Here is a 22518-nt window from a genome sequence, read left to right as displayed (position 1 = left end):
AGATATTTCAACTGATACTCCCTCATCGGGGGCAAGCCCCCTCCCACATTTGACCTCCATCGTCTGATGGATCTGGGGTTACAGAACCACCCCCGGCAACCACAGCGACAACGCCGGAATATAGGTCACCGCCATCAACACCAGAAATAACACCCCATAAAATGGCAGCAACGCCTTCACGGTTCGCTCGATACTGGTCTTGCCCACCGCCGCGCCCACAAACAACACCGCGCCCACCGGCGGGGTGATCAGCCCGATGCCCAGGTTCACCAGCATGATCATGCCAAAGTGCACCGGGTCTACCCCGATACCCAGGATCACCGGCATCAAAATCGGTGTGAGGATCAGGATCAGCGGCGCCATGTCCATCACCGTGCCCAGCAACAGCAGCATGGCGTTGATGCACATCAGGATCACGTAGCGGTTGTCTGACAGGGTCAGGAACATCGTGGTGATCTTCGCCGGGATCTGCATCAGCGTCATGATGTAGCCGAAGCTGGCGGCGAAGGCGATCAGGATCATCACGATGGAAATGGTGCGCACCGTGCGGTGCATCAGCTTGGGCAGCTCGCTCCACTTGTAGTCGCGGTAGATGAACATGGTCACGAAAAACGCCCACAGCACTGCGATTGCGGCGGATTCGGTGGCGGTGAAGATGCCCGACAGAATACCGCCGAGGATGATCACCATGGCCATCAGGCCCCAGAGCGCATCGGCGCAGATTTTCAGCGCTTGCTTGAGGGGAATCACTTCACCCTTGGGGTAGTCGCGTTTCTTCGCGAAGATCAGGCACAGCACCATCAGGCACGCGCTCATCAGCAGGCCCGGTACCACGCCGGCCATAAATAGCGAGGCGATGGACACCGTACCGCCGGCCGCCAGGGAGTAGAGCACCGAGTTATGGCTGGGCGGGGTCAGCAGCGCTTGCACCGAGCCGCTGATGGTCACCGCCGTGGCAAATTCCCGTGGATAGCCGCGGCGTTCCATCTCCGGGATCAGCACCGAGCCCACCGAAGCGGTGTCGGCCACCGACGAACCGGAGATCGCGCCGAAAAACGTCGAGGCCATGATATTCACCAACGACAGCCCGCCGCGCACAAAGCCCACCAGCACCCCGGCAAACGCCACCAGCCGCCGGGACATGCCGCCCTCGGCCATGATCGCCCCGGCCAGCACAAAGAACGGGATCGCCATCAGCGAAAACTTGTTCACCCCGCCCGCCACCTGAATCATCAAGGCCTGGAACGGGATATCAATCCACCACGCGCCGATCAACGCCGACAGCCCGAGGGCATAGGCCACCGGCATGCCGATCAGGATCAAGGCGATAAAACTGCCCAACAGAATCAATGCGTCCATATCAGGCGGCCCCTTCGCTTTCTTCAACCAGGTCGAACCGCACCACGCGGCGGTGGCTCTGGTCACCCAGCAGGAGTTTTTCCAGCACAAACACCAGGGTCAGCAACCCGCCAATCGGGATCGGCATATAGGTGATGCCCACGCGCAAGGTGGGGATGGCGCTCATGAACTGGTTCCAGGTGGACAGGCACAACTTGGCGCCCCACACGGTCATGAACAGGCAGATGGTCGCCATCAGCAGTTGGGAAAGGATGCCGACGAGGCGGCGTTGTTGCGGTGGCAGGCGGTCGGTGACCATGGCCACCGACATATGCGCGCCGGCCCGGTAGCTGGCGGCGGCACCGATAAAGGTGAACACCAGCATCAGCAGGATGGCAGTGGGCTCCGGCCAGCTGGAGCCGGTGCCGAGGATGTAGCGGGCAAAGATGCCCCAGGGAATGATCAGCGCGACCCCCAGTACCGAGAGGCCGGCGACCCAGATGCAGGTCATGTACAGGCGGTCATTGATGCGCAGCAGTAGATTCTTCATGGCGTTCACCGTAACCGGGCGCGGCCCGCTACAAGAGCAGCCGACCGCGCCAGGCCTTGCTATGGAGGAGGGGGGTGTTACTCGACCGCGTCGATGCGCTGGATGATGTCGGCGTAGGCCGCACCGTATTTTTCGCGAACCGGCGCAGTGGCCTCATAGAAGGGTTTTTTGTCGACGGTGATGAACTCCACACCCGCCGCCTTGAGCTTGGCCTCACTGCTGGCGGACTTGGCGTCCCACAGCACACGCTCATCGGCCTGGGCGACCTTGGCCGCGTCTTTGACCATGACCTGCTGCGCGGGGGTGAGTTTGTTCCAGGTGATTTTCGACATCACGATGGGTTCAGGCAGGATCAAGTGTTCGGTGAGGGTGTAGAACTTGGCGTTCTGGTAGTGGTTGTGCTCCAGCAGGGTCGGCGGGTTGTTTTCCGCGCCATCGATGACCCCGGTTTGCAACGCGCTGAAAATCTCGCCGGTGTCCATGGCAATCCCGTTGGCGCCCATAGCGTTGAAGGCGTCGATAAACAGCGGGTTGCCTTGGACACGTACCTTCATGCCCTTGAGGTCGGCGATGCTGCGCACCGGTTTCTTGGTGTAGAGGTTGCGCGTGCCGCCGTCCATCCAGGCCAGGGCCACCAGGCCGAACTCGGAGTCGGTGATCTTGGCGAGGATTTCATCGCCGATTTCGCCGTCGATGACTTTGCGCATATGCGCCTGGTCACGGAACACGAACGGCAGGTTGAACACGTTTACGTCCGGCACCACCGGCCCGACGATGCCGAGGCTGACCCGCGCCATCTGCACCGCGCCGACCTGAGCCTGTTCGACCACTTCCTTTTCGGAGCCCAGCACGCCGCCGGGGAAGAACTTGAAGGTGAGTTCGCCGTTACTGGCTTTGGTCAGGGCCGCGCCCATGTTTTTCTCGGCGACGACGGTGGGGTAGCCATCGGGGTGGACGTCGGCGAATTTGATTTCCAGCGCCTGGGCGGCACTGGCGAGGGTGAAGAGTGCAGCGGCGAGCAAGGTGCGTTTGAAGTCCATGGGGTGTGTCTCCTGTCTTGTTATTTTTTTATTCAAGGCACAGCGATGCGGCTAGACGGTGAAGCGGGGTTCGGGGAGTCCTTGGACGCCGGGATTGAGGGCGAACACGCCGCCGGACAGGGACTGTTCACTCTGGTCATCGCGGATCGAGGTGACGAACAGGGTGTCCAGCCGACTGCCGCCGAAGGCGCACATGGTGGGTTTTTTCACGGGAACACTGAGGGAGCGGTCGAGGCGCCCGTCGGGGGTGAAACGGTGGATCAAACCGGCGTCATTGGCGCAGATCCAGTAACAGCCCTCGGCGTCCACCGCTGCGCCGTCCGGGCGGCCCAGATGATTGTGCATGTCCACGAACACGCGACGATTGGACGGCGTGCCGCTGTCGATGTCGTAGTCGAAGGCCCAGACCTGCTGCACCAGGGGGTGTGAGTCCGAGGCATACATCGTGCGGCCATCCGGGCTGAACGCCAGGCCGTTGAGGGTGATGAAACCGTTCAACTCGGCATGGGGGGCGGCGCCGGATGCGTAGCGATAGAGCGTGCCTTCGGCGGCGTTCAAGCCCATGTTCAGCACCATGCTGCCGGCCCAGAAACGGCCTTGGCGATCACAGCGGCCGTCGTTCAGGCGCATGTCGGGGCGCGGGTGCTCGACACTGGCCAAAGGCGTGGTATCGAGGCTGCCGTCATTGTGCGCAGTGAGTTGGAAAAAACCGGTCTCCATGCCCGCGACCCAATTGCCGGTATCGCGACGCGCTATGCAGGCGAGCATTTGCGGGGCCTTCCACGCGGCAACATGACCCGTGGCAGCGCTCCAGCGTTGCAGGCCGCCGTTGGGAATATCCACCCAATACAGGGCGTTTTCCTCGGGCACCCACACCGGGCATTCGCCCACGGCATTGCGCGCGTCGACAATCAATTCAGCGCTCATCGCTCAATCCCCAAACGGCCCGGCGACGCAGAACGCGCCGCCCTGATACACCTTGGCCGGGTCATCGGCGGCCACGGGCGGCTGGGTTTCAACCTGGGCGCGGAAGACTTCGGAGGTGTCCTTGGGCGCGAAACCCAAGTGCGCGGCGTAGCGGTTGTCCCACCAGGTGTCGAGGTTATCCGACATGCCATAGACCACGGTGTGGCCGACGTTGGGTGTGTACAGCGCACGTTCCAGCAGTTGAGTGAGGTCGTCGAAGCTCAACCAGGTGTGCATCATCCGGCGGTTCTGCGGTTGCGGGAACGAGGAGCCGATGCGGATGCTCACGGTCTCGATGCCGTAGCGGTCGAAATAGAAACTGGCCATGTCTTCGCCGTAGGACTTGGACAGGCCGTAGTAGCTGTCCGGACGGCGCGGGGAGTGGGCATCGAGGGGTTCGCCCTGTTTATAGAAGCCGATCACGTGGTTGGAGCTGGCGAAGATCACGCGTTTTACACCATGGCGACGGGCGGCTTCGTAGATATGGAAAATGCCGCTGATATTCGCGCCGAGGACTTCTTCGAAGGAGCGCTCCACGGAAACGCCGCCGAAATGCAGGATCGCGTCGACGCCTTCCACCAGGTGGTGCACGGCTTGTTTGTCGGCGAGGTCGCAGGGTTGGACTTCTTCGCTATCGTCGGCTGCCGGGGCCATATTGGCGATGTCGGAGAGGCGCAGCACCTGGGCGTAGGGGCGCATGCGTTCGCGCAAGACTTTGCCCAGGCCGCCGGCGGCACCGGTGAGCAGGAGGCGGTTGAATGGAGCGGGGGTGGTCGTGGTCATTGTGATTCCAATTATTGTTGTAGGTTGTCGTATGACTATGCCGAAGTATCGTTATGGATTTCCATGCTTGTCAACGCCCTTCCAGACAAATGAAGTTCAAATGTGGGAGGGGGCTTGCCCCCGATAGCGGTGTGTCAGTTGCAGATGTATGAGCAGACACTCCCCCATCGGGGGCAAGCCCCCTCCCACAGGGGAACTGTGGTGGTACCGAGACCGAGTTTTACAACAGAGAAATCGGGTAACTGATAAAGATCCGATTCTCATCAAATTCATTGTTACTAAAATCCCGGCGCATCGTCGCATTGCGCCACCGCACGTTCAGGTCCTTCAACGCACCACTCTGCACCGTATACGCCAACTCCGACTCGCGGCCCCATTCCTTGCCATCGGTAATCGCCCCGGTGTGCACATTACTGCCGCTGATATAGCGGTTCATCATGGTCAACCCCGGAATGCCCAGCACCACGAAGTTGAAGTCATGCCGCACCTGCCAGGACTTCTCCTTGGCGTTGTCATAACTGGCGTTGTAGCTGTCGTTGGCCAGAGTGCCGCCGCTGGTGCCGTTGACCCGCATCCACACGCTGTCACCGGTGAGTTTCTGCAAGCCTACGTAGAACGTGTTGCCGTTGTACTTGGCCGAGAGCAGGGCGAACAGGGTTTTGTTGTCGAGGTCGCCGGCCAGGGCGCTGCCGTCTTCCTTGCCGTTGAAGAACCCGAGGTTGGCGCCCAGGGTCCAGTCGCCTACGGGCTGGCTGTGGGTGAGGTTGAGGTATTGCTGCTGGTAGATGTCGGTCAACTCGGCGTACCACAGGCCAACCTGGGTGCGCTTGTCGTTGAAGGTGTATTCGCCGCCACCGAAGTTGAAGCGGTCCGAAGTGAACGCCGCCTTGCCGTTCATGAACATGTCTTCCATGCTCGCGTCGTTGCGGGGGCTGTTGCCACGGAACTGGCCGCCGTAGAGGGTCAGGCCGGCGATCTCGTTGGAAGTGACCTGGCCGCCACGGAAGGTCTGGGGCAGGGAGCGGCCGTCGTCGGAGCGCAGGATCGGCAGCACGGGCATCCATTCGCCGACCTTCAATTCGGTCTTCGACAGCTTGGTTTTCAATGCGACGCCCAGGCGGCCGAAATTGTCGGCGGGGTGGCCGTCGTCGTGGATCGGCAATAACTGCGTGCCACCGGTGCCTTTGCCGCCGTCGAGCTTTTGCGAGTACAAGCCCAGCACATCAAGGCCGAAACCAACGGTGCCTTGGGTGAAGCCGGACTTGGCGTCGAGAATGAAGTTCTGCGTCCACTCTTCGGCCTTGCCCTGGGGGTTGGTCGGGTTGGTGAAGTTGCGGTTGAAGTAGGCGTTGCGCAGGTTCAGCGTGGCTTTGGCATCTTCGATGAAGCCTTCGGCCTGGGCGCTGAGGGGGAGGGTGAAGGCGAGGCTGCCGAAACTGATAAAACCCAGACGTGCGCAGGAATTGCGGGCGAATTGACTCACAGTGAAGCTCCCTTTCTTTTGTTGTTTTTATTATTTGTTATACGTTGTCGTACAACATTGGCGGAGATATTTGCGGGGTTTTCGAGGGTTGTCAACAAGAAGTTATACGACGACCTGCCTGCCGGGCGCGGTCAATGTGGGAGGGGCGGTGCGACGATTCGACTTGCCCCCGATAGCGGTGTGTCAGTCAACTTATCCATCACTGACCCACTGCCATCGGGAGCAAGCTCCCTCCCACCTTTGATTGCATTTCAACGGGAGAAGTCAGTTGGTCATGACCATGGGGGGCAGCGTGCCCAACAGAGAAACCGCCGCCACTGCGGCAATCCCCAGCGCCCACTCCACCATCACACTGGCCTTCAAACTGCCCACGCGCTCATCACAGCGCTCAATCCGCAACCGGTTCAACAACGCCAGCGCCAACATTCCCAGCACCAGCATCACCTTGATCAACAGAATCAACGCAAAACCACTGAACAACGGCGTTGGCCAAAACTGCCCGGTCAGCACCCGCACGTTGATCAACCCCGTCACCAGCAACCCCGCCACCACGCCATAGCCCACCCCGCTGAATCGCCGCAGGATCGGCTCCAGCCCATGGCTTTGGGACTGGCGCAGGATCAACACCAGCAGCAACAAACCGCCGAGCCATGCGCCGACGCACAGCAGATGCACCACCTGGTTGAGGATCAGCAGTTGTCCGCTCAGCCCATCAAGCATGGCGCCATGGCCGACGGGCGCCAGCGTGGCCAGCAGCAACGTCATCACGGGCAGACGCAACGCAGGCCAGGGGTTGATCAGTACGATCACCAGCAACAGGTTCAGCGCTAGATGCCACACCCACACCTGGCCGAAAAACGTCTTGCCCAGCACCAGCTCCACCGTGGCCGGTTGCAGTGCTGCGTCCCAACTGCCGGCCATGCTGGCGGTGATCAACAGCAGCCAGCTCACGCCAGTCAGCAGGCCAACCCAGGCCAGGGCACGGGTGATGCGCAGCAGTTGCCGGTCCAGCGCCGGCTGCGTTGCCGCTCCGAGTAGCAAGGGCCTGAACACCCAGGCCCCGAACATCAACAACACCACGATGAAATGCACGAAGCGGCACAGCACCAACAGGGTTGCCATGGGTTATTGGCCGACCTTGAAGCTGTATTCACCGTTGCTCTTATGGGTGTCGACGGAGACCGCGTTCCACACCACTTTGTATGTGCCGGCGGCCAGCGGAGCAGCGGGGGTGACCACCAGGGTCTTCTTGTCGGCGTCCGGGGTTTCCAGGCCCTTGATGGCGACTTCGGTGCCGTCCTTGCTCAGGGACACTTTGGTGAAGGTGGCCTCGACGCCTTCGCTGAAACTCAGGCGCAGGTCGGCAGGGGCGGTTACGGTACTGTCGGCAGCCGGTGTAGCGCTTTTGAGGTGAGCGTGGGCGAAAGCCGCCGAAGCGCCCAGCATGGACGCGAGCAGGGCCAGGGTGGTCAGGGTCTTTTTGATCAACATTGTTCAATACCAATCAATGGGCAGGAGCGGGCAGTGTACGAAGTTTCGGTTGCGGCTGTCGCCCCGATCTAGAGCGGATGGTAGTCTTTGGGATATCTCCTTGTCAGGGAGCCCTTATGGGCAATCACAAGATCGGCATTCGTCGGGTCAACGTCGAAAAAATCCTGCTGGCGGCGGAGAAAGTCTTCGCCGAAAAAGGCTACGGCAGCACCGCCATGGCCGACATCGCTAAAGAAGCGCAACTGCCGCGCTCCAACCTGCATTACTACTTCACCACCAAGAGCGAGTTGTACAGCGCGGTGCTGTTCGACCTGCTGGAGTTGTGGAAGCAGGATGCCCTGAGTTTCGAGACCTTCGATGACCCGCGCGTGGTGCTCAGCAGCTACATCCGCGCCAAGATGCAACGCTCGCGCACGCGGCCCTATGGCTCGAAAGTCTGGGCCAATGAAATCATCCATGGCGCGCCTACCCTCGGTGAGGCGCTGGATGAAAGCCTGTACGACTGGGCCAAGATGAAAGAAGCGAAAATTCGCCAGTGGGTGGAGGACAAGCGCATTGTTGCGGTAGAGCCGTCGAGCCTGCTGTACATGATCTGGGCGTCGACCCAGCACTATGCGGACTTTGATCACCAGGTGATGATTCTGAATGATCATCAGCCGTTGTCGGACATGCAGTTTGAGCGGGCGATTCAGACGGTGACCGGGGTGATTTTGCGGGGGATTGGGTTGGAGCCCTGAGCCTTGTGGTGGGGCTTAGGGCCTCATCGGGGGCAAGCCCCCTCCCACATTGGACCGCATTTTTTCTGAAGGAATACGGTCAACTGTGGGAGGGGGCTTGCCCCCGATGGGGACCTAAAGGCCTACACAGCCTCCCGATACGGATTCCTCGGATCCTGCGTCCAATTCAAAAACGGCTTGCCCGTCTCCATCGGCACCATCTCAATACAGTCCGCTACCGGACACGTGATCTGGCAGAGATTGCACCCCACGCACTCCTCATCAATCACCTCGTATTTATGCGTGCCATCCGCCAGTTTCACGCTCTCAATCGCCTGGTGCGATGTGTCTTCACAGGCAATATGGCAACGTCCACAGCCAATACAGGCTTCCTGATCGATCTTGGCGATGACCTGGTAGTTGATGTCCAGGTACTTCCAGTCCGTGGTATTGCCCACCGCGCGCCCGGAAAACTCCTGCAAGCTCTTGTAGCCCTGACTGTCCATCCACCGCGACAGGCCATCCTTCATCTCTTCCACAATCCGAAAACCGTGCAGCATCGCCGCCGTGCATACCTGCACGGCGCCGCAACCGAGGGCGACGAACTCGGCGGCATCCCGCCAGTTGCCAATGCCGCCGATACCGCAGATGGGTAGGCCTTGGGTCTGCGGGTCGCGGGCGATTTCGGCGACCATGTTCAACGCAATCGGCTTGACCGCCGAACCGCAATAACCGCCATGGGTGCTTTGGGTGCCGACCACGGGCAGGGCGACCATGCGTTCCAGATCCACGCTGGTGATGGAGTTGATGGTGTTGATCAGCGACACCGCATCCGCACCGCCCCGGTATGCCGCGCGCGCCGCCACGCGGATGTCGGTGATATTCGGCGTGAGCTTGACGATCACCGGCAGCGAGCAATACGTCTTGCACCAGCGCGTCACCTGTTCCACATACTCCGGCACCTGGCCCACTGCCGCGCCCATGCCGCGCTCGGGCATGCCGTGGGGGCAACCGAAGTTCAGCTCGATGCCGTCGCAACCGGTGGCTTCCACCAGCGGCAGGATGTGTTTCCAGGATTCTTCCACGCACGGCACCATCAGCGAGACGATCAGCGCCCGGTCCGGCCAATCCTTTTTCACCTGGGTGATTTCCCGCAAGTTGATCTCCAGGGAACGGTCGGTGATCAGCTCGATATTGTTGATGCCCAGCACTTCCCGGTTGGCGCCGTAGTGGGCCGAGTAGCGTGACGACACGTTGACCGCCGCCGGGTCTTCACCCAGGGTTTTCCACACCACGCCGCCCCAGCCCGCTTCAAAGGCTCGCACCACGTTATAGGCCTTGTCGGTGGGTGGCGCGGAGGCCAGCCAGAACGGGTTGGGGGCTTTGATACCGGCAAAGACAATCGAGAGATCGGCCATTACGCAGCCTCCACATTCAGCATGAGTTGAGCGTGCATGGCCTCGGCGGCCAGTTTGCCGTGTTGCACGGCTTGCACGGTGAGGTCCTGGCCGAGGCTGACGCAATCGCCGCCTGCGTACACGCCAGGAATGCTGGTTTGCAGGTGCTCGTCGACAAAGATCCGCTCGCCGACACGATGCAGCTGCTGGGCCAACGGGTCGTGCAGCGCCGCGCCGTCAAAGCCCTGGCCGATGGCCTTGAAGATCGCATCGGCGGCCAGTTCAAAGGTTTCGCCGGTGGGGTGCAGGCGACCGTTTTCCATGCGCGTGCGTAGGAAGCGCATGCCGCGCACCTGGCCCTTGTCGTCCAACAGCACTTCTTCGGGCTGGGCCCAGGTCAACAGGCGTACCTGGTTGGCTTTGGCGATGTCTTGCTCATGGTGCGTGGCGCCCATGTCCGCCAGGCCGCGACGGTACACGAGGTTGACGTCGCGGGCGCCGAGGCGGGCCATTTGCACGGCCATGTCGATGGCGGTGTTACCGGCGCCCAGCACGATGCAGCGGTCGGCGAGGGGCAGTTGGGTGAGATCGTCGGCCTGGCGCAGTTCGCGGATGTAGTCGGTGGCGGCGAGCAGGCCGGGGGCGTCTTCATGGGCCAGACCCAGTTGCTTGCTGGCGGCCAGGCCGAGGCCGAGGAACACCGAATCGAATTGCTGGTGTAGGTCACTCAAGGTGAGATTGTCCCCCAGGCGTTGGCCATGTCGAATCTCGATGCCGCCAATTTGCAACAGGAAGTCGAGTTCCTTCTGGGCGAAGTCATCCACCAGTTTGTACTTGGCAATCCCGTATTCATTCAGGCCGCCGGCTTTTTCCCGGGCTTCGAAAATCACCACGTCATGCCCGTGCAACGCGCTGCGATGGGCACACGCTAAACCGGCGGGGCCGGCGCCGACCACCGCGACGCGCTTGCCAGTGGGCGCGGCACGCTGGAAGGGGTGTTCAGTGAAGTGCGCGTTGTCCACTGCATAACGTTGCAACAGGCCGATCAGCACCGGCGCGCATTCTTCGGCGTTGTTACGCACGCACGCTTGCTGGCAGAGGATCTCGGTGGGGCACACCCGGGCGCAGCTGCCGCCGAGGATATTGGCCGAGAGGATTTTCTGCGCTGCGCCCTGGACGTTTTCGGTGTGGATATTGCGGATGAACGACGGGATGTCGATCTCGCTGGGGCACGCGTTCACACACGGCGCGTCGTAGCAGTACAGGCAGCGCGAGGCTTCCAGTTGGGCCTGACGGGCGTTGAGGGGCGGTGCCAGGTCGGTGAAATGGCTGGCGAGCGTTGGCCCGTCTTCATGGGGGTGGGGGAGGTGGGTCAGGGTCGGGATCACGGGTTTGGCCTCACGGTTTTTTTGGGATTGCCTCTAAGTGGGCATTTTTTGTTGCCTGTACTGGCCTCATCGGGGGCAAGCCCCCTCCCACACTGACCGTGTTCACAGGTTGAGATATGTGAATGCATTCAAATGTGGGAGGGGGCTCGCCCCCGATAGCGGTCTCAGCGGTTAACAGCCACTGGCTTGGAATACTCAGCCCGCCGACTCAACTGCTCAAACACCGCCGGATACGCAGGCCGCTCCACATACCGTCCAGCCCCACGCTCGGCGCGCAGGTCACCATCGGCCCAAACCAGCTTGCCCTGGCTGATGGTGTGGCTTGGCACGCCGCGTACGGTCTTGCCTTCGAAGATGTTGAAGTCGACTTGTTGATGGTGGGTCTTGGCGGAAATGGTCCGCGTGCCCTGGGGATCCCACAGCACCAAGTCAGCATCAGCGCCGACGCGAATCGCGCCTTTGCGTGGGTAGAGGTTGAAGATTTTCGCGGTGTTGGTGGAGGTCAGCGCGACGAATTCCTGCATCGACAGGCGCCCGCTGTTGACGCCTTCATCCCACAACAACGCCATGCGATCTTCGATACCGGCGGTGCCATTGGGGATCTTGCTGAAGTCGTCACGGCCGGCGGCTTTTTGCTCGGCGCAGAAGCAGCAGTGGTCGGTGGCGGTGGTGTGCAGGTTGCCCGATTGCAGGCCGTGCCACAGCGCCTCCTGATGCCCGCGTGGGCGGAACGGCGGGCTCATCACGTAGCCGGCGGCGGTTTGCCAGTCGGGGTGTTGGTAGACGCTGTCGTCCAGCAGCAAGTGGCCGGCGAGGACTTCGCCGTACACCGGCTGGCCCTTGCCACGGGCGTAGGTGATTTCATCCAGCGCTTCTTTGGTCGACACATGCACCAGGTACAGCGGCGTGCCGATGGTCTCGGCGATGCGGATCGCACGGCTGGCCGCTTCACCTTCCACCTGGGACGGCCGCGACAGCGGATGCGCCTCCGGACCGGTGATGCCCTGGGCCATCAACTTGCGTTGCAGGTGGTACACCAGTTCGCCGTTTTCCGCATGCACGGTGGGCACGGCGCCCAGTTCCAGGCAACGCTCGAAACTGGCGACCAGGGTGTCATCCGCCGCCATGATCGCGTTCTTGTAGGCCATGAAATGCTTGAAGCTGTTGATGCCGTGGTGGCTGACCAGCTCGGCCATTTCTTCGCGGACCTGCTCGCTCCACCAGGTGATTGCGACGTGAAAGCCGTAGTCGGCTGCGGACTTTTCCGCCCAGCCACGCCACTGGTGAAACGCTTCCAGCAAGGACTGCTGCGGGTTGGGAATCACAAAGTCGATGATCGACGTGGTGCCCCCCGCCAGGCCCGCCGCCGTGCCACTGAAAAAGTCTTCACTGGCCACGGTGCCCATAAAGGGCAGTTGCATATGGGTATGGGGGTCGATGCCGCCGGGCATCAAGTATTGACCGCTGCCATCGAGTATTTCAGTGCCGGCGGGAATATCCAGATTCGTACCAATAGCCCGAACTAGACCGCCTGCGCATAACACATCGGCGCGGTAACTTTCATCATGGGTAATAACGGTGGCGCCACGGATCAACAGCGACATGTCGAGTTCCTCACAGGCTTGACCGGCTTGTGCCAGTTCTAAGTGTTGTAATGCTGCTTACCGATGGTCGGTTAATTCCTGTCATCGGTGACAGGAATAGAAACTAGCCCGAGTTTTTCGATTGGGCAAGAAGATTTTTCATAAGCTTATATCTGGTTTAATTTATTGATTTATAACGATAAAAAATGAAAATCACCAAAATGTGGCGGCCATTCACCATTTTGACGCACTTGACAGGTTCGCAAATTGAGCAACATTTCTTATTGCAAATCAGACGCTTGAGACGTGCCTCTTGACGAGCGCGGTAAATAAAAATAATTGTGTTGCACCAGATTGAGTCCTGAGGGTTCGGACAACTTCCGCGTTATTTAGCCTGAGTAAGGCGGCAAGTACCGAAGGCTCAATCGGAAAGCTGAATAACATCAGCCAGTTATATAAGCGGTGCGGGTTCAAGAGCAGTGGTCGGCACGATTATTGAGTGCAGTGGCGGCTGGCCGGGCCCGTGATGTCATGTTGTTTACGAGGTACTCCGGCCATTCGGTGCACGCATCGGATGAGCAACAATAATTCGAAAAAACCGTGGAGCGGCCATGCAACAGAACAGATCGCAAGTCATAGAACGCAACGGCCTGTACGAACTCGACGCCGGCCCCGACGTCCTCGACAGCCCTCGTTACAACCACGACATGGCACCGACCAAGGTGCACGAACGAACCTGGAACAAATGGCACATCACCGCACTGTGGGTCGGCATGTCGATCTGTGTGCCCACCTATACGTTGGGCGGGGTGCTCACCGCGTACTTTGGCTTGTCGGTGGGCGAGGCGCTGATGGCGATCCTGCTGGCCAACATTGTCGTGCTGATCCCGCTGACCCTTAACGCGTTCCCAGGGACCAAATACGGCATCCCGTTTCCGGTGTTGCTGCGTTCGTCCTTTGGCATCCTCGGCTCCAACGTGCCGTGCCTGATTCGGGCGCTGGTGGCGTGTGGCTGGTTCGGTATCCAGACGATGTTCGGTGGGTTGGCGATCCACCTGTTCCTGGGCTCGATTTTCGAGGGCTGGAAGTCCCTCGGCGGCACCGGTGAAGTGATTGGCTTCATGATTTTCTGGTGCCTGAACCTGTGGGTGGTGCTGCGGGGCGCCGAGTCGATCAAGCGCCTGGAAACCTTGTCGGCACCGCTGCTGGTGGCGGTGGGGATTGGCCTGTTGGTGTGGGCGATGCCGAATGTGTCCATCAGCGAATTGATGGCGATCCCGCCCAAGCGTCCGGAAGGCGCGAGCCTCACCGGTTACTTCATGGCCGGCCTGACCGCGATGGTGGGGTTTTGGGCTACGTTATCGCTGAATATTCCGGACTTTAGCCGTTACGCCAAAAGCCAGAAGGACCAGATCCTGGGGCAGATTTTCGGCCTGCCGCTGACCATGTTCCTGTTTGCTGCGCTGGGCGTGATCATGACCGCTGCATCGGTGAAACTGGTGGGCGTGAGCGTGTCGGATCCGGTGACCTTGATCGGGCATATCCAGAGCCCAGTGTGGGTGGCCATCGCGATGCTGCTGATCATCATCGCCACCTTGTCCACCAACACGGCGGCGAACATCGTCTCGCCCACCAACGATTTCCAGAACATCGCGCCCAAGCTGATCAACCGCACCACCGCCGTGATCCTCACGGGCCTGGTGGGGTTGGCGCTGATGGCCCATGAGTTGCTGAAAAAACTTGGGTTAATCGTTTCCGATGTGAGCCTGGAGACGGTCTATTCTAACTGGCTGCTCGGGTACTCGAGCCTGCTGGGCCCCATCGCCGGGATCATGGTGGTGGACTATTTCATCACCCGCAAACAGCAACTCGACCTCGCTGGTTTGTACCGCGACGACGCATACCCGGCGTGGAACTGGAGCGGGTTTATCGCGTTTGGCGTGCCGGTGGTGCTCACGGTGCTGTCGTTGGGCAGTGACGCATTCAGCTGGTTCTACAGCTATGGCTGGTTTACCGGGTCGGCGTTGGGTGGGTTGTTGTACTACGGCCTGAATGCCAAGCGCGGCGTCAGCCCGGTGCCCGCCAAGTCCACATTGACCGAGTAAAACCATAAGAAAAGTAGCCTGAGGAGATCCCCATGAACGCTGCGCTCGACGTTCTGCAATCCACCCATCAGCACATCAACCGCGACCGCTTGTGGCAGTCCCTGATGGACCTGGCCCAGCTCGGCGCCACCCCCAAGGGCGGCGTATGTCGCCTGGCCCTCACCGACCTCGACCGCAAGGCCCGCGACCTGTTTGTACAGTGGTGCGAAGAGGCCGGCTGCACCGTGACCATCGACGGCATCGGCAATATCTTCGCCCGCCGCCCCGGCCGTAACCCTAACCTGCCGCCGGTGATGACTGGCAGCCATATCGACACCCAACCCACCGGTGGCAAGTTCGATGGCTGCTTTGGCGTGCTGGCCGGGGTGGAAGTGTTGCGTACGTTGAACGACCTGAACGTGGAAACCGAGGCCCCGCTGGAAGTGGTGGTGTGGACCAACGAAGAGGGCTCGCGTTTTCCGCCGTGCATGATGGGCTCAGGGGTATTTGCCGAGAAATTCACCTTGGCCGATACCCTGGCCAAGGTTGACGCGGATGGCATCACGGTGGGGGAGGCGTTGAACGCCATCGGGTATGCGGGAACACGTCCGGAAAGTGGGCATAAAGTCGGCGCCTATTTCGAAGCGCATATCGAACAAGGCCCGATCCTTGAGGACGAGAAAAAAACCATCGGCGTGGTCCTGGGCGCACTGGGGCAGAAGTGGTTCGACCTGAAATTGCGGGGTGTCGAAGCCCATGCGGGGCCGACGCCGATGCATCTGCGCAAGGATGCCCTGGTCGGTGCCGCCGCTGTCGTTGCTGCGGTAAACGCGGCAGCGCTCGGGCATCAGCCCCATGCGTGTGGCACGGTGGGTTGCCTGCAAGCGTATCCCGGTTCGCGCAATGTGATTCCCGGCGAAGTGCGCATGACCCTGGACTTCCGTCATCTGGAACCGGCACGGCTGGATTCGATGATTGCCCAGGTGCGCAAGGTGATCGACGAGACCTGTGGCAAACACGGTTTGAGTTTTGAGATGGAGCCCACGGCGGACTTCCCGCCGCTGTACTTCGACACAGGCTGCGTGGACGCTGTGCGTGACGCTGCAAATGGGTTGGGCCTGTCGAACATGGACATCGTCAGCGGGGCAGGTCACGACGCGATCTTCGTGGCTGAGCTGGGCCCGGCGGGGATGATTTTTGTGCCGTGTGAGGGGGGCATCAGCCATAACGAAATCGAGAATGCCGCGCCGGATGATTTGGCGGCGGGGTGTGCGGTGTTGCTCAGGGCAATGGTCGCCGCCTCCGCTGCAATCGCCAGCGGCAAACTCGCCGCCTGAAATGCGGTTAAAAAGGTGGGAGGGGGCTTGCCCCCGATTAGCGGTGTATCAGTCACATATGTATCAACTGAACCACTGCAATCGGGGGCAAGCCCCCTCCCACATTTGAACTGTGTTGTATGTTAGATCCAGATGGCATCCCATAGTGGGTAGTCGCCAATTCGCTCCACCAGGCCCGCACGCAACGGATTGGCTACTACATAGCGGGCCATTTTTACTAAGTCATCTTCCTTGCGCAGTGCCCGGTCGTGAAAGCCTTCCTGCCAAAGCCTACCCTTGCGGCCATTCGCACCATTGACGGTCCGCGTACTCTTGGATTTTACCTGGCACATCAGATCCGCCAGGGAGCCCTTTTTCAGCTCAATGATCCAGTGGATGTGGTCAGGCATGATCACCCACGCCAGCGAGTTCGCCATCCCCTGATACTGAGCTAGCCGAAATTGCCACACCACCAGCCTACCCAACTGAAAGTCGCTAAAGATTGGTATGCGTTCGTGGGTGTTGGTGGTGATGAGGTAGATGCGGTTGGTTTCGCTGAAACGTCCGATGCGCAGGCGGTGTGAAGCGGGTAAGTCTGCCATTCCGTGGCCTCTCTCAAGGTGTGATTTGAGAGGCTAGATGGCTGTGCAATAGGCTGATGGGCAGGCTTTTGGCAGGATGTGTCTGGGCGGGCGCTATCGGGAGCAAGCCCCCTCCCACAGGGGGCCTGCGGTGTTCATACAATGTGTGTCTGGCGCAGGACGAGTGTGGGAGGGGGCTTGCTCCCGATGAGGCCTGAACGGGCGCCGCAGCTATTGAACCCTAACCTCAGGGCATTCATCCATCACTCGATCCACCATCAGTTGCACCCCCTCCAGCATTCGACAAATCCCCAGCACCACACCGCGCTGCGACCCCTCGACCTCAAAGGCCAGGTGCGCCGCAATGGCATTGATGGATTCCAGATCTTGGGAGGCATTGACCAGCAGGGTTTCGGTATCGAGGTTGGAGCGAAGGGTGAAGAGCAGGTTTGAGTCTGAAGGAGGGTTAGGACTGTCTTTGATCATGATGTAGCTCCTGGAGAGTTGTAGCCACCACCAAGTTTTTCTCACGAACTGTGGGTGGCAGCTGTACGCGGAGTGAGAAAACCAAGTCCCCAGAAACTCGGCCACGCCGAAGCGTGCCCGCGCACAGCCGCCATAACAGCGAGTACACAAAAGCGCCCGTACTGTATACGGTGAGCGCTTTTGCGCCAATGGAGAGGTTCGGATTTCTCACATCCGGTCGCTGAATTGGCAGCGACCGGCAAAGACTAGTGACCGCAATTCCGACCAGCAACCCCAAAGAGTTGTAGGAAAAGACGTGCTCTGATGGCAGTCGTACAGATTGCGTCCTACGCCGTTGTGCGAACTTTCTTTTAATTATTACTTCACCCAAAAATCTGCATTTCCAATGCTAGGTTCCGCCGGGAAAACCTAATGCAAAGGAGGCATCCAATGGCAAACCCAACGCCACCACCCGGTGTGTCGCTTAACACGAATATGGCCATTGCCTTTCACAAAAAGAATGTACTGAAACCCGGCTCAGCGTTTATGTACTCTTGGTTTTATACTCAGGTCCGCAATCGTGGTCCTTGGGACTACAAGCAGATATCCAAAGAATATGAAGCCTTCGGCAACTTCCACTACGGCGCAGTAGGGATCGCTGCTGGCTTCAGTGAAGAAGTGTTGTTGCGCGCTGCCGGATTTGCACAAAGCAGGGCTGGTTCGGATGAACCCGAGTTTGGACATTGGTGGGGGAAGGCTCCCTTTGGGGATGATCCGGTCGACCAGTATTGGATCAAGGAAGGAATGAAATATGCCAGGTTCAGACACTACTAAAAAATCACTTTATTCAATAGTCACAACAATCCTGTTGACCTTGTGCCTAGCCTACATCGGCGGCACTTGGCTGCTTTCGCCGGGGCATGCGCAGTTGAGTGAGGTGGTACTTCGGGTTCCGATCAGCAGTGGCGCTTCAATTTATGGCATCAAGGATGACCGGGGTGGCGCTACGGTTCCATTCAGTTATCGGTATTACGTTTATCGGAACATAGACGCTGACAATGAAATTTTAGCTGCGCTGGAAAATACCAACCCGTTTCTGGTTACCCGCGATCCATCTGCAAAGGTGGATGTGAGTGAGCAAGGTATTACCGTCGCGGTCACGGGTGATGTTTCTGCGTATCACAGCAAAACGCTGTACCGACACGCTAATGGCAGTGATTACACCGCCGTGAGTGTTTTTCTTAATAGTCGGCCGGTGGAGTAAAACTAACGCTAACGGCTTGTTGCCCAGCGACTGACGCACCACTGTTACCGGGTGTCCGCCTCCATCAACCGCTGCTCCAACAACGCATGACTCGCCAACATGAAATCCCGCAACCGCGCCGCCAGGCTGCCCAGCGTCTGGGTGCTGTAGTGCTGGTGGTTCCAGGCCGCGTGCAGGGTGATCCCGAGAAACTCACTGGCATTTGCGTCGACGCGGACCTTCGCGTGCCAACCGGGGTAGCCCGGTGGGTCGGTGACCACGCCGACCCCTCGGCCATTGGCGGCCAGGGCCTGGATGGTCATGGCCTGGTCGCATTCTTCGATCCTGCCGTAGGCCAGCCCGGCGTGGGACATGGCCATGTCCAGTTCCTGGCGGGCGATGCTTTGGTTGCTGTGCAGCAGCAGGGGTTGGCGCACCAGTTCGTCGAGGGTCACCACGGTTTTGCGCGCCAGGGCCCAAGGGTGGTCATGGCTGACGTAGGCGCGCAGCGGCACGGCGCCCAGGCGCATATGGGCAAAGTCTTCGCTCATGTGGGTGGGCGAGATCACCATGTCGGTGCCGGAATGGAGCATTTCGTGCAACTGGACCGGGCGTGCTTCCTGGGTGAGGATCAACGGGTCGTCGGCGTCGAGGGTGGTGATAAACGGCGCGATCAGTCCGGCGATGGTGGCGGGGGTGGCCGCCAATTTGAGTTTGCGCACGCACCCCGCCGACCAGCTATGGGCGGCGGATTTAACCGAGCGCGCCGTGTCGAGCAGGTGCCGCGCCAGGCCCACCAGTTCATGGCCGGCGGGGGTGAGTTGCAGGCGGTTGCGTTGGTGGGTGAACAACTGCAGGCCCAGTTCGGATTCGAGTGTCTGCACCTGCCGGCTCAGGGCCGGTTGGGCCACATGCAACGCGGCCGCCGCCGCCGTCACGGTGCCGGCGTCCACGATGGCGAGGAAGCATTCGATTCGGCGTAGGTTCATGGGCGCACAATACCTCAGGCGTTTATTCGGCGTCAGTAGCCACGGGCCCAGTTCACTTGGCGGGCTGAGGGGGTGTCGTGGCTCAATCCCTGCAAGTTCTCCAATAGTTGCGCGGCGATCACGTCGAGCGGCGTGCGCGTGGCGACATGCGGGGTGATCCGCACCTGCGGATGCCCCCAAAACGCATGCCCGGCAGGCAAGGGTTCGACGCTGAACGTATCCAGGGTCGCCAACCCCAGTTGGCCGCTGGACAGCGCTGCCAGCAGGTCCGCCTCCACCAAATGGTCGCCACGCCCAACGTTGATCAAGTGCGCACCAACGGGCAACTGGGCAAACAGCGCGGCATCGAGCATACCGTGAGTCTGCGCAGTGAGCGGTAGCAAACACACCAGGCTGTCGCAACGCCCGAGGAATGCCGGCAGTTGTGCCGCGCCGACAAAGCCCTCGACCGCCGCCGGCAGGTCCGGCTTGGCGCTGCGACTCCAACCGACCACGCGGTAGCCCAAGGCGCTGAGCGTACGGGCGCAGTTGAGCCCCAATGCTCCCAAGCCGAGAATGCCTACCCGATGCTGCCGAGGCGGCTCAACCTCGGCCGTCGCCCATAGGCCTGCGCGTTGCGCCTCGGTATAGCGCGACATGCCGCGTTGGGCGCTGATTACCGCCCAACTGACATAGGCCGCCATGCCCTCGGCCATTTGCGGGTCGATGATGCGAAAGGCCGGCAGGTGGCGCGGCAACAGCGGGTCGTGCAGTAGATGTTCGATGCCCGCGCCGACCGATTGAATCAAGCGCAGGCGCGGCAGGCTGGCCAGCACGCCGGGTGGCGGAAACCAGCACACCGCCACGTCGATCTCGGCGGGATCACCCAGCGCCTGTGCCAAGCGCACGTCGTGGCCGGGATGGCGGGCGCGCCAGGCTTCGGCCATGGCGCTCATGTCGTCGCTGGCGCTCAGCAAGGCCACGGTCAATGGCCGGCTCACTGGCGATAATCCGGGGCGATGCGTTCGAGTTGACGCAACAAGGCGCGCCAGGCCAGTTCAATACCATCCGTGTTATCAAGCTCTCGCGTGCTGCGTTGCCGATTCGGCTCGTTGAGCTGGGCGCGGGTGCGCTCGCACACGGCACGCTCGGGCAGGATCAATGCGCCACCGGCCTGGGCCGCAATTTGCACTTCACAGGCTTTTTCCAGATAGAACAGGCGTATGAACGCTTCGGCAACGCTGCGGCCAACGGTCAGCAGGCCGTGGTTGCGCAGGATCATCACGTCATTGTCGGCCAGGTCGGCCACCAGTCGCGCTTGTTCATCCAGGTCGAGGGCCACGCCTTCATAGGTGTGATAGCCGATGCGCTTGTGGAAGGTCAGGGCGAACTGGTTGAGCGGCAGCAGCCCCTCCGGCTGGCAGGCCACCGCGCAGCCGGCGCGGGTGTGGGTGTGCAGTACGCACTGGGCGTCTTCGCGGGCGGCGTGAATGGCGCTGTGAATCACGAAACCGGCCGGGTTGACCCGCTGCGAGTGGGCGTCGACCGGTTGGCCCTGCATATCGATTTTGACCAGATTGGAGGCAGTGATTTCCTCAAACAACAGGCCGTAGGGATTGATCAGGAAGTGATGCTCGGGGCCGGGGATGCGCACGGACAGATGGGTAAAAATCAGGTCGCTCATGCGGTAGTGGGCGACCAGTCGATAACACGCGGCGAGGTCTTCGCGCAGCCGTTGTTCCAGGTGATTCATCGAGGGGGTTCCTATAGAGGGGAGGGCGCGATCCCGGAGGACCGCGCCGCGTGGTCAGCGTTGTGGGCGGGTCACGTAACCGGCCAGCAGGGCGCCGATCAGCGAGATGCTCACGATCAATGCCAACAGGCTCGCCGGCCCCCAGGACTGGTTATCGGAGAACACCAGGGTTTGCGTGGCCAGTGCCGGCATAAACCCTGCGATCACCGCCGAGAGATTGGCCGAAAGCCCCAGCCCGCTGTATTGCAGATGCGCCGGAAATAGCCGCGACAGCAGGTTGCCGATGGGCGCATAAGGAATGGTCGCCAGCCCCAGGGCGCAGACCATGCCGAGGGTGATCCACTGCGGATTGCGTGTGTCCACCAACCAGAAGATCGGGAACACCAGCACCAGCGTGACCACATAGCCCAACACCACGGTGTTGATCGCGCCGATGCGGTCGGCCAAGCGGCCAGACAACAGCAGTACCACCATCTGCGCCACGGCGCCGATGCTCAGTGCCTTGAGGATGACCGTGCTGGGCAGGCCCAGGGTCTTGGTCACGTAGCTGATCATAAAGGCGGTCATGATGAAGAAACCGGCGTTGCATTGCAGGTACGCCGCGATGCCGATCAACAGGCGTCCGGGGGCTTTTTTGAACAGCTCCAGCACGGGCAGTTTCTTGGTCTTGTCCTGTTGCGCCAACTGCTTGAACGCCGGCGTTTCCTCGACGTGCCAGCGCAGCCACAGCGCCACCGCGACCAACACGATTGAGACCAGGAACGGCAAGCGCCAGGCCCACTCAAGAAACGCATTGCCCGGCAGCGAAGCCACCAGCGCCACGCTGCCAGAGGACAGCAAGGTGCCGGTCGGCGAGCCCAATTGCACCACCGACGCATAGAACCCGCGCTCACGCGGCGGCGCGTATTCGATCGCCATCAAGGTCGCGCCGCCCCATTCGCCGCCGGCGGCGATGCCTTGCATGGCACGTAGCAAGGTCAACATGATCGGCGCGGCGATACCGGCCGTGGCATAGGTCGGCAGCAGGCCGATGGCGGTGGTCGCCAGGCCCATCATCATCACCGTGGCAACCAGCGAGACACGCCGCCCGTAGCGGTCGCCAATATGGCCGAACACCACGGCGCCCAGCGGTCTGGCCAAAAAGCCTGCGCCGAAGCTCAGGAACGCGCCGATCAAGGAGATCGCCGGCACATCCCCGGGGAAGAACAACGGCGCGAACACGATGGCGGCGACGGTGCCGAACAGGAAAAAGTCGTACCACTCCAGCGCATTGCCCAGGTAGGCGGCGAAGACAATCTTGCGGATCTCACCCACGCGCAAGTGCGGCGTGGCGGCCGGTGTTTGCAGCGCAATCGTTTCAGAAGTCATGGTCG

22 protein-coding genes are annotated in these 22518 nt (G+C 60.7%); 5 read left to right on the top strand and 17 right to left on the bottom strand.

Annotated elements, in window-relative coordinates:
- Positions 1-78 precede the first annotated feature (78 nt).
- The 8 genes from DYL61_RS12900 to copC all read right to left on the bottom strand — a co-directional run bounded on the left by DYL61_RS12900 (position 79) and on the right by copC (position 7651).
- Complete coding sequence (locus DYL61_RS12900; RefSeq protein WP_105695745.1) at positions 79-1359, bottom strand: TRAP transporter large permease; 1281 nt, start codon at positions 1357-1359, stop codon at positions 79-81.
- Between the two features lies 1 nt (position 1360).
- Entirely contained in the window at positions 1361-1888 is a 528-nt protein-coding gene (locus DYL61_RS12895) for a TRAP transporter small permease (RefSeq protein ID WP_105695744.1), read from the bottom strand.
- A gap of 77 nt (positions 1889-1965) precedes the next feature.
- Complete coding sequence (locus tag DYL61_RS12890; protein ID WP_135308608.1) at positions 1966-2928, bottom strand: TRAP transporter substrate-binding protein; 963 nt, start codon at positions 2926-2928, stop codon at positions 1966-1968.
- A 51-nt stretch (positions 2929-2979) separates the two neighbouring features.
- A complete protein-coding gene (locus DYL61_RS12885) occupies positions 2980-3855 on the bottom strand; it encodes an SMP-30/gluconolactonase/LRE family protein (protein WP_135308607.1) in 876 nt (291 codons plus the stop codon).
- Between the two features lie 3 nt (positions 3856-3858).
- Entirely contained in the window at positions 3859-4677 is an 819-nt protein-coding gene (locus DYL61_RS12880) for an NAD-dependent epimerase/dehydratase family protein (RefSeq protein ID WP_135308606.1), read from the bottom strand.
- Between the two features lie 220 nt (positions 4678-4897).
- On the bottom strand, positions 4898-6160 hold the full coding sequence (locus tag DYL61_RS12875; protein ID WP_135308605.1) for an OprD family porin: 1263 nt from the start codon (positions 6158-6160) through the stop codon (positions 4898-4900).
- A 264-nt stretch (positions 6161-6424) separates the two neighbouring features.
- Entirely contained in the window at positions 6425-7282 is an 858-nt protein-coding gene (gene copD / locus DYL61_RS12870) for a copper homeostasis membrane protein CopD (protein WP_135308604.1), read from the bottom strand.
- A 3-nt stretch (positions 7283-7285) separates the two neighbouring features.
- Positions 7286-7651, bottom strand: coding sequence for a copper homeostasis periplasmic binding protein CopC (copC, locus tag DYL61_RS12865; protein ID WP_135308603.1), 366 nt, complete (start codon positions 7649-7651; stop codon positions 7286-7288).
- A 116-nt stretch (positions 7652-7767) separates the two neighbouring features.
- Between copC and DYL61_RS12860 the strand changes: the two genes are divergently transcribed.
- Positions 7768-8388, top strand: coding sequence for a TetR/AcrR family transcriptional regulator (locus tag DYL61_RS12860; protein WP_135308602.1), 621 nt, complete (start codon positions 7768-7770; stop codon positions 8386-8388).
- Between the two features lie 122 nt (positions 8389-8510).
- Here the strand turns inward: DYL61_RS12860 and preA are convergent, their stop codons facing one another.
- The 3 genes from preA to hydA form a co-directional block, all read right to left on the bottom strand.
- Positions 8511-9785, bottom strand: coding sequence for an NAD-dependent dihydropyrimidine dehydrogenase subunit PreA (preA, locus tag DYL61_RS12855; RefSeq protein ID WP_135308601.1), 1275 nt, complete (start codon positions 9783-9785; stop codon positions 8511-8513).
- A complete protein-coding gene (locus DYL61_RS12850; protein ID WP_135308600.1) occupies positions 9785-11152 on the bottom strand; it encodes an NAD(P)-dependent oxidoreductase in 1368 nt (455 codons plus the stop codon). Before DYL61_RS12850 ends, preA begins: the two co-directional genes overlap by 1 nt.
- Before the next feature lie 164 nt (positions 11153-11316).
- Positions 11317-12756 carry a dihydropyrimidinase gene (gene hydA, locus DYL61_RS12845; RefSeq protein ID WP_135308599.1) on the bottom strand — a complete coding sequence of 480 codons (1440 nt, stop codon included), beginning with the start codon at positions 12754-12756 and terminating at the stop codon, positions 11317-11319.
- 590 nt (positions 12757-13346) lie between these two features.
- Between hydA and DYL61_RS12840 the strand changes: the two genes are divergently transcribed.
- Complete coding sequence (locus DYL61_RS12840; protein ID WP_135308598.1) at positions 13347-14840, top strand: NCS1 family nucleobase:cation symporter-1; 1494 nt, start codon at positions 13347-13349, stop codon at positions 14838-14840.
- Positions 14841-14872: 32 nt separating this feature from the next.
- Positions 14873-16156, top strand: coding sequence for a Zn-dependent hydrolase (locus DYL61_RS12835; protein WP_135308597.1), 1284 nt, complete (start codon positions 14873-14875; stop codon positions 16154-16156).
- 122 nt (positions 16157-16278) lie between these two features.
- On the opposite strand, the gene DYL61_RS12830 is transcribed toward DYL61_RS12835, so the two are convergent.
- Positions 16279-16737, bottom strand: coding sequence for an REP-associated tyrosine transposase (locus DYL61_RS12830; RefSeq protein ID WP_135308596.1), 459 nt, complete (start codon positions 16735-16737; stop codon positions 16279-16281).
- Positions 16738-16947: 210 nt separating this feature from the next.
- Positions 16948-17202: a DUF6124 family protein gene (locus DYL61_RS12825; RefSeq protein WP_135308595.1), complete on the bottom strand. Its 255-nt coding sequence runs from the start codon at positions 17200-17202 to the stop codon at positions 16948-16950.
- Positions 17203-17631: 429 nt separating this feature from the next.
- Here DYL61_RS12825 and DYL61_RS12820 point away from each other — a divergent pair, with 429 nt between their 5' ends.
- Together DYL61_RS12820 and DYL61_RS12815 are read left to right on the top strand one after the other, a co-directional pair.
- Positions 17632-18015 (top strand): polymorphic toxin type 44 domain-containing protein, encoded by a 384-nt coding sequence (locus tag DYL61_RS12820; RefSeq protein WP_420825074.1) that lies wholly within the window; start codon positions 17632-17634, stop codon positions 18013-18015.
- The gene (locus DYL61_RS12815; protein ID WP_135308594.1) at positions 17993-18445 is read left to right on the top strand and encodes a hypothetical protein; all 453 of its coding nucleotides are present in this window, start codon (positions 17993-17995) and stop codon (positions 18443-18445) included. Before DYL61_RS12820 ends, DYL61_RS12815 begins: the two co-directional genes overlap by 23 nt.
- Before the next feature lie 44 nt (positions 18446-18489).
- Here the strand turns inward: DYL61_RS12815 and DYL61_RS12810 are convergent, their stop codons facing one another.
- The 4 genes from DYL61_RS12810 to DYL61_RS12795 are packed head-to-tail and all read right to left on the bottom strand — an operon-like array spanning position 18490 to position 22513.
- Entirely contained in the window at positions 18490-19413 is a 924-nt protein-coding gene (locus tag DYL61_RS12810) for a LysR family transcriptional regulator (RefSeq protein ID WP_135308593.1), read from the bottom strand.
- A gap of 32 nt (positions 19414-19445) precedes the next feature.
- Positions 19446-20393, bottom strand: coding sequence for a 2-hydroxyacid dehydrogenase (locus DYL61_RS12805; RefSeq protein WP_202978031.1), 948 nt, complete (start codon positions 20391-20393; stop codon positions 19446-19448).
- A complete protein-coding gene (locus DYL61_RS12800; RefSeq protein ID WP_135308592.1) occupies positions 20390-21145 on the bottom strand; it encodes a class II aldolase/adducin family protein in 756 nt (251 codons plus the stop codon). Before DYL61_RS12800 ends, DYL61_RS12805 begins: the two co-directional genes overlap by 4 nt.
- Positions 21146-21199: 54 nt before the next feature.
- Positions 21200-22513: an MFS transporter gene (locus tag DYL61_RS12795; protein ID WP_135308591.1), complete on the bottom strand. Its 1314-nt coding sequence runs from the start codon at positions 22511-22513 to the stop codon at positions 21200-21202.
- Positions 22514-22518: the final 5 nt, after the last annotated feature.

The sequence above is a fragment of the Pseudomonas nabeulensis genome, from assembly GCF_004682045.1.
In the GTDB taxonomy this organism is placed as follows: domain Bacteria; phylum Pseudomonadota; class Gammaproteobacteria; order Pseudomonadales; family Pseudomonadaceae; genus Aquipseudomonas; species Aquipseudomonas nabeulensis.
This window is presented reverse-complemented; position numbering and strand designations above follow the sequence as displayed.

Bases quoted from the DNA above. Each gene is read 5' to 3' on its own strand.
- DYL61_RS12890 (WP_135308608.1), bottom strand. From the start codon at position 2,928: ATGGACTTCAAACGCACCTTGCTCGCCGCTGCACTCTTCACCCTCGCC.
- preA (WP_135308601.1), bottom strand. From the start codon at position 9,785: ATGGCCGATCTCTCGATTGTCTTTGCCGGTATCAAAGCCCCCAACCCG.
- DYL61_RS12860 (WP_135308602.1), top strand. From the start codon at position 7,768: ATGGGCAATCACAAGATCGGCATTCGTCGGGTCAACGTCGAAAAAATC.
- DYL61_RS12885 (WP_135308607.1), bottom strand. From the start codon at position 3,855: ATGAGCGCTGAATTGATTGTCGACGCGCGCAATGCCGTGGGCGAATGC.
- DYL61_RS12880 (WP_135308606.1), bottom strand. From the start codon at position 4,677: ATGACCACGACCACCCCCGCTCCATTCAACCGCCTCCTGCTCACCGGT.
- DYL61_RS12830 (WP_135308596.1), bottom strand. From the start codon at position 16,737: ATGGCAGACTTACCCGCTTCACACCGCCTGCGCATCGGACGTTTCAGC.
- copC (WP_135308603.1), bottom strand. From the start codon at position 7,651: ATGTTGATCAAAAAGACCCTGACCACCCTGGCCCTGCTCGCGTCCATG.
- DYL61_RS12825 (WP_135308595.1), bottom strand. From the start codon at position 17,202: ATGATCAAAGACAGTCCTAACCCTCCTTCAGACTCAAACCTGCTCTTC.
- DYL61_RS12895 (WP_105695744.1), bottom strand. From the start codon at position 1,888: ATGAAGAATCTACTGCTGCGCATCAATGACCGCCTGTACATGACCTGC.
- hydA (WP_135308599.1), bottom strand. From the start codon at position 12,756: ATGTCGCTGTTGATCCGTGGCGCCACCGTTATTACCCATGATGAAAGT.
- copD (WP_135308604.1), bottom strand. From the start codon at position 7,282: ATGGCAACCCTGTTGGTGCTGTGCCGCTTCGTGCATTTCATCGTGGTG.
- DYL61_RS12900 (WP_105695745.1), bottom strand. From the start codon at position 1,359: ATGGACGCATTGATTCTGTTGGGCAGTTTTATCGCCTTGATCCTGATC.
- DYL61_RS12835 (WP_135308597.1), top strand. From the start codon at position 14,873: ATGAACGCTGCGCTCGACGTTCTGCAATCCACCCATCAGCACATCAAC.
- DYL61_RS12810 (WP_135308593.1), bottom strand. From the start codon at position 19,413: ATGAACCTACGCCGAATCGAATGCTTCCTCGCCATCGTGGACGCCGGC.
- DYL61_RS12795 (WP_135308591.1), bottom strand. From the start codon at position 22,513: ATGACTTCTGAAACGATTGCGCTGCAAACACCGGCCGCCACGCCGCAC.
- DYL61_RS12840 (WP_135308598.1), top strand. From the start codon at position 13,347: ATGCAACAGAACAGATCGCAAGTCATAGAACGCAACGGCCTGTACGAA.
- DYL61_RS12820 (WP_420825074.1), top strand. From the start codon at position 17,632: ATGGCAAACCCAACGCCACCACCCGGTGTGTCGCTTAACACGAATATG.
- DYL61_RS12800 (WP_135308592.1), bottom strand. From the start codon at position 21,145: ATGAATCACCTGGAACAACGGCTGCGCGAAGACCTCGCCGCGTGTTAT.
- DYL61_RS12815 (WP_135308594.1), top strand. From the start codon at position 17,993: ATGCCAGGTTCAGACACTACTAAAAAATCACTTTATTCAATAGTCACA.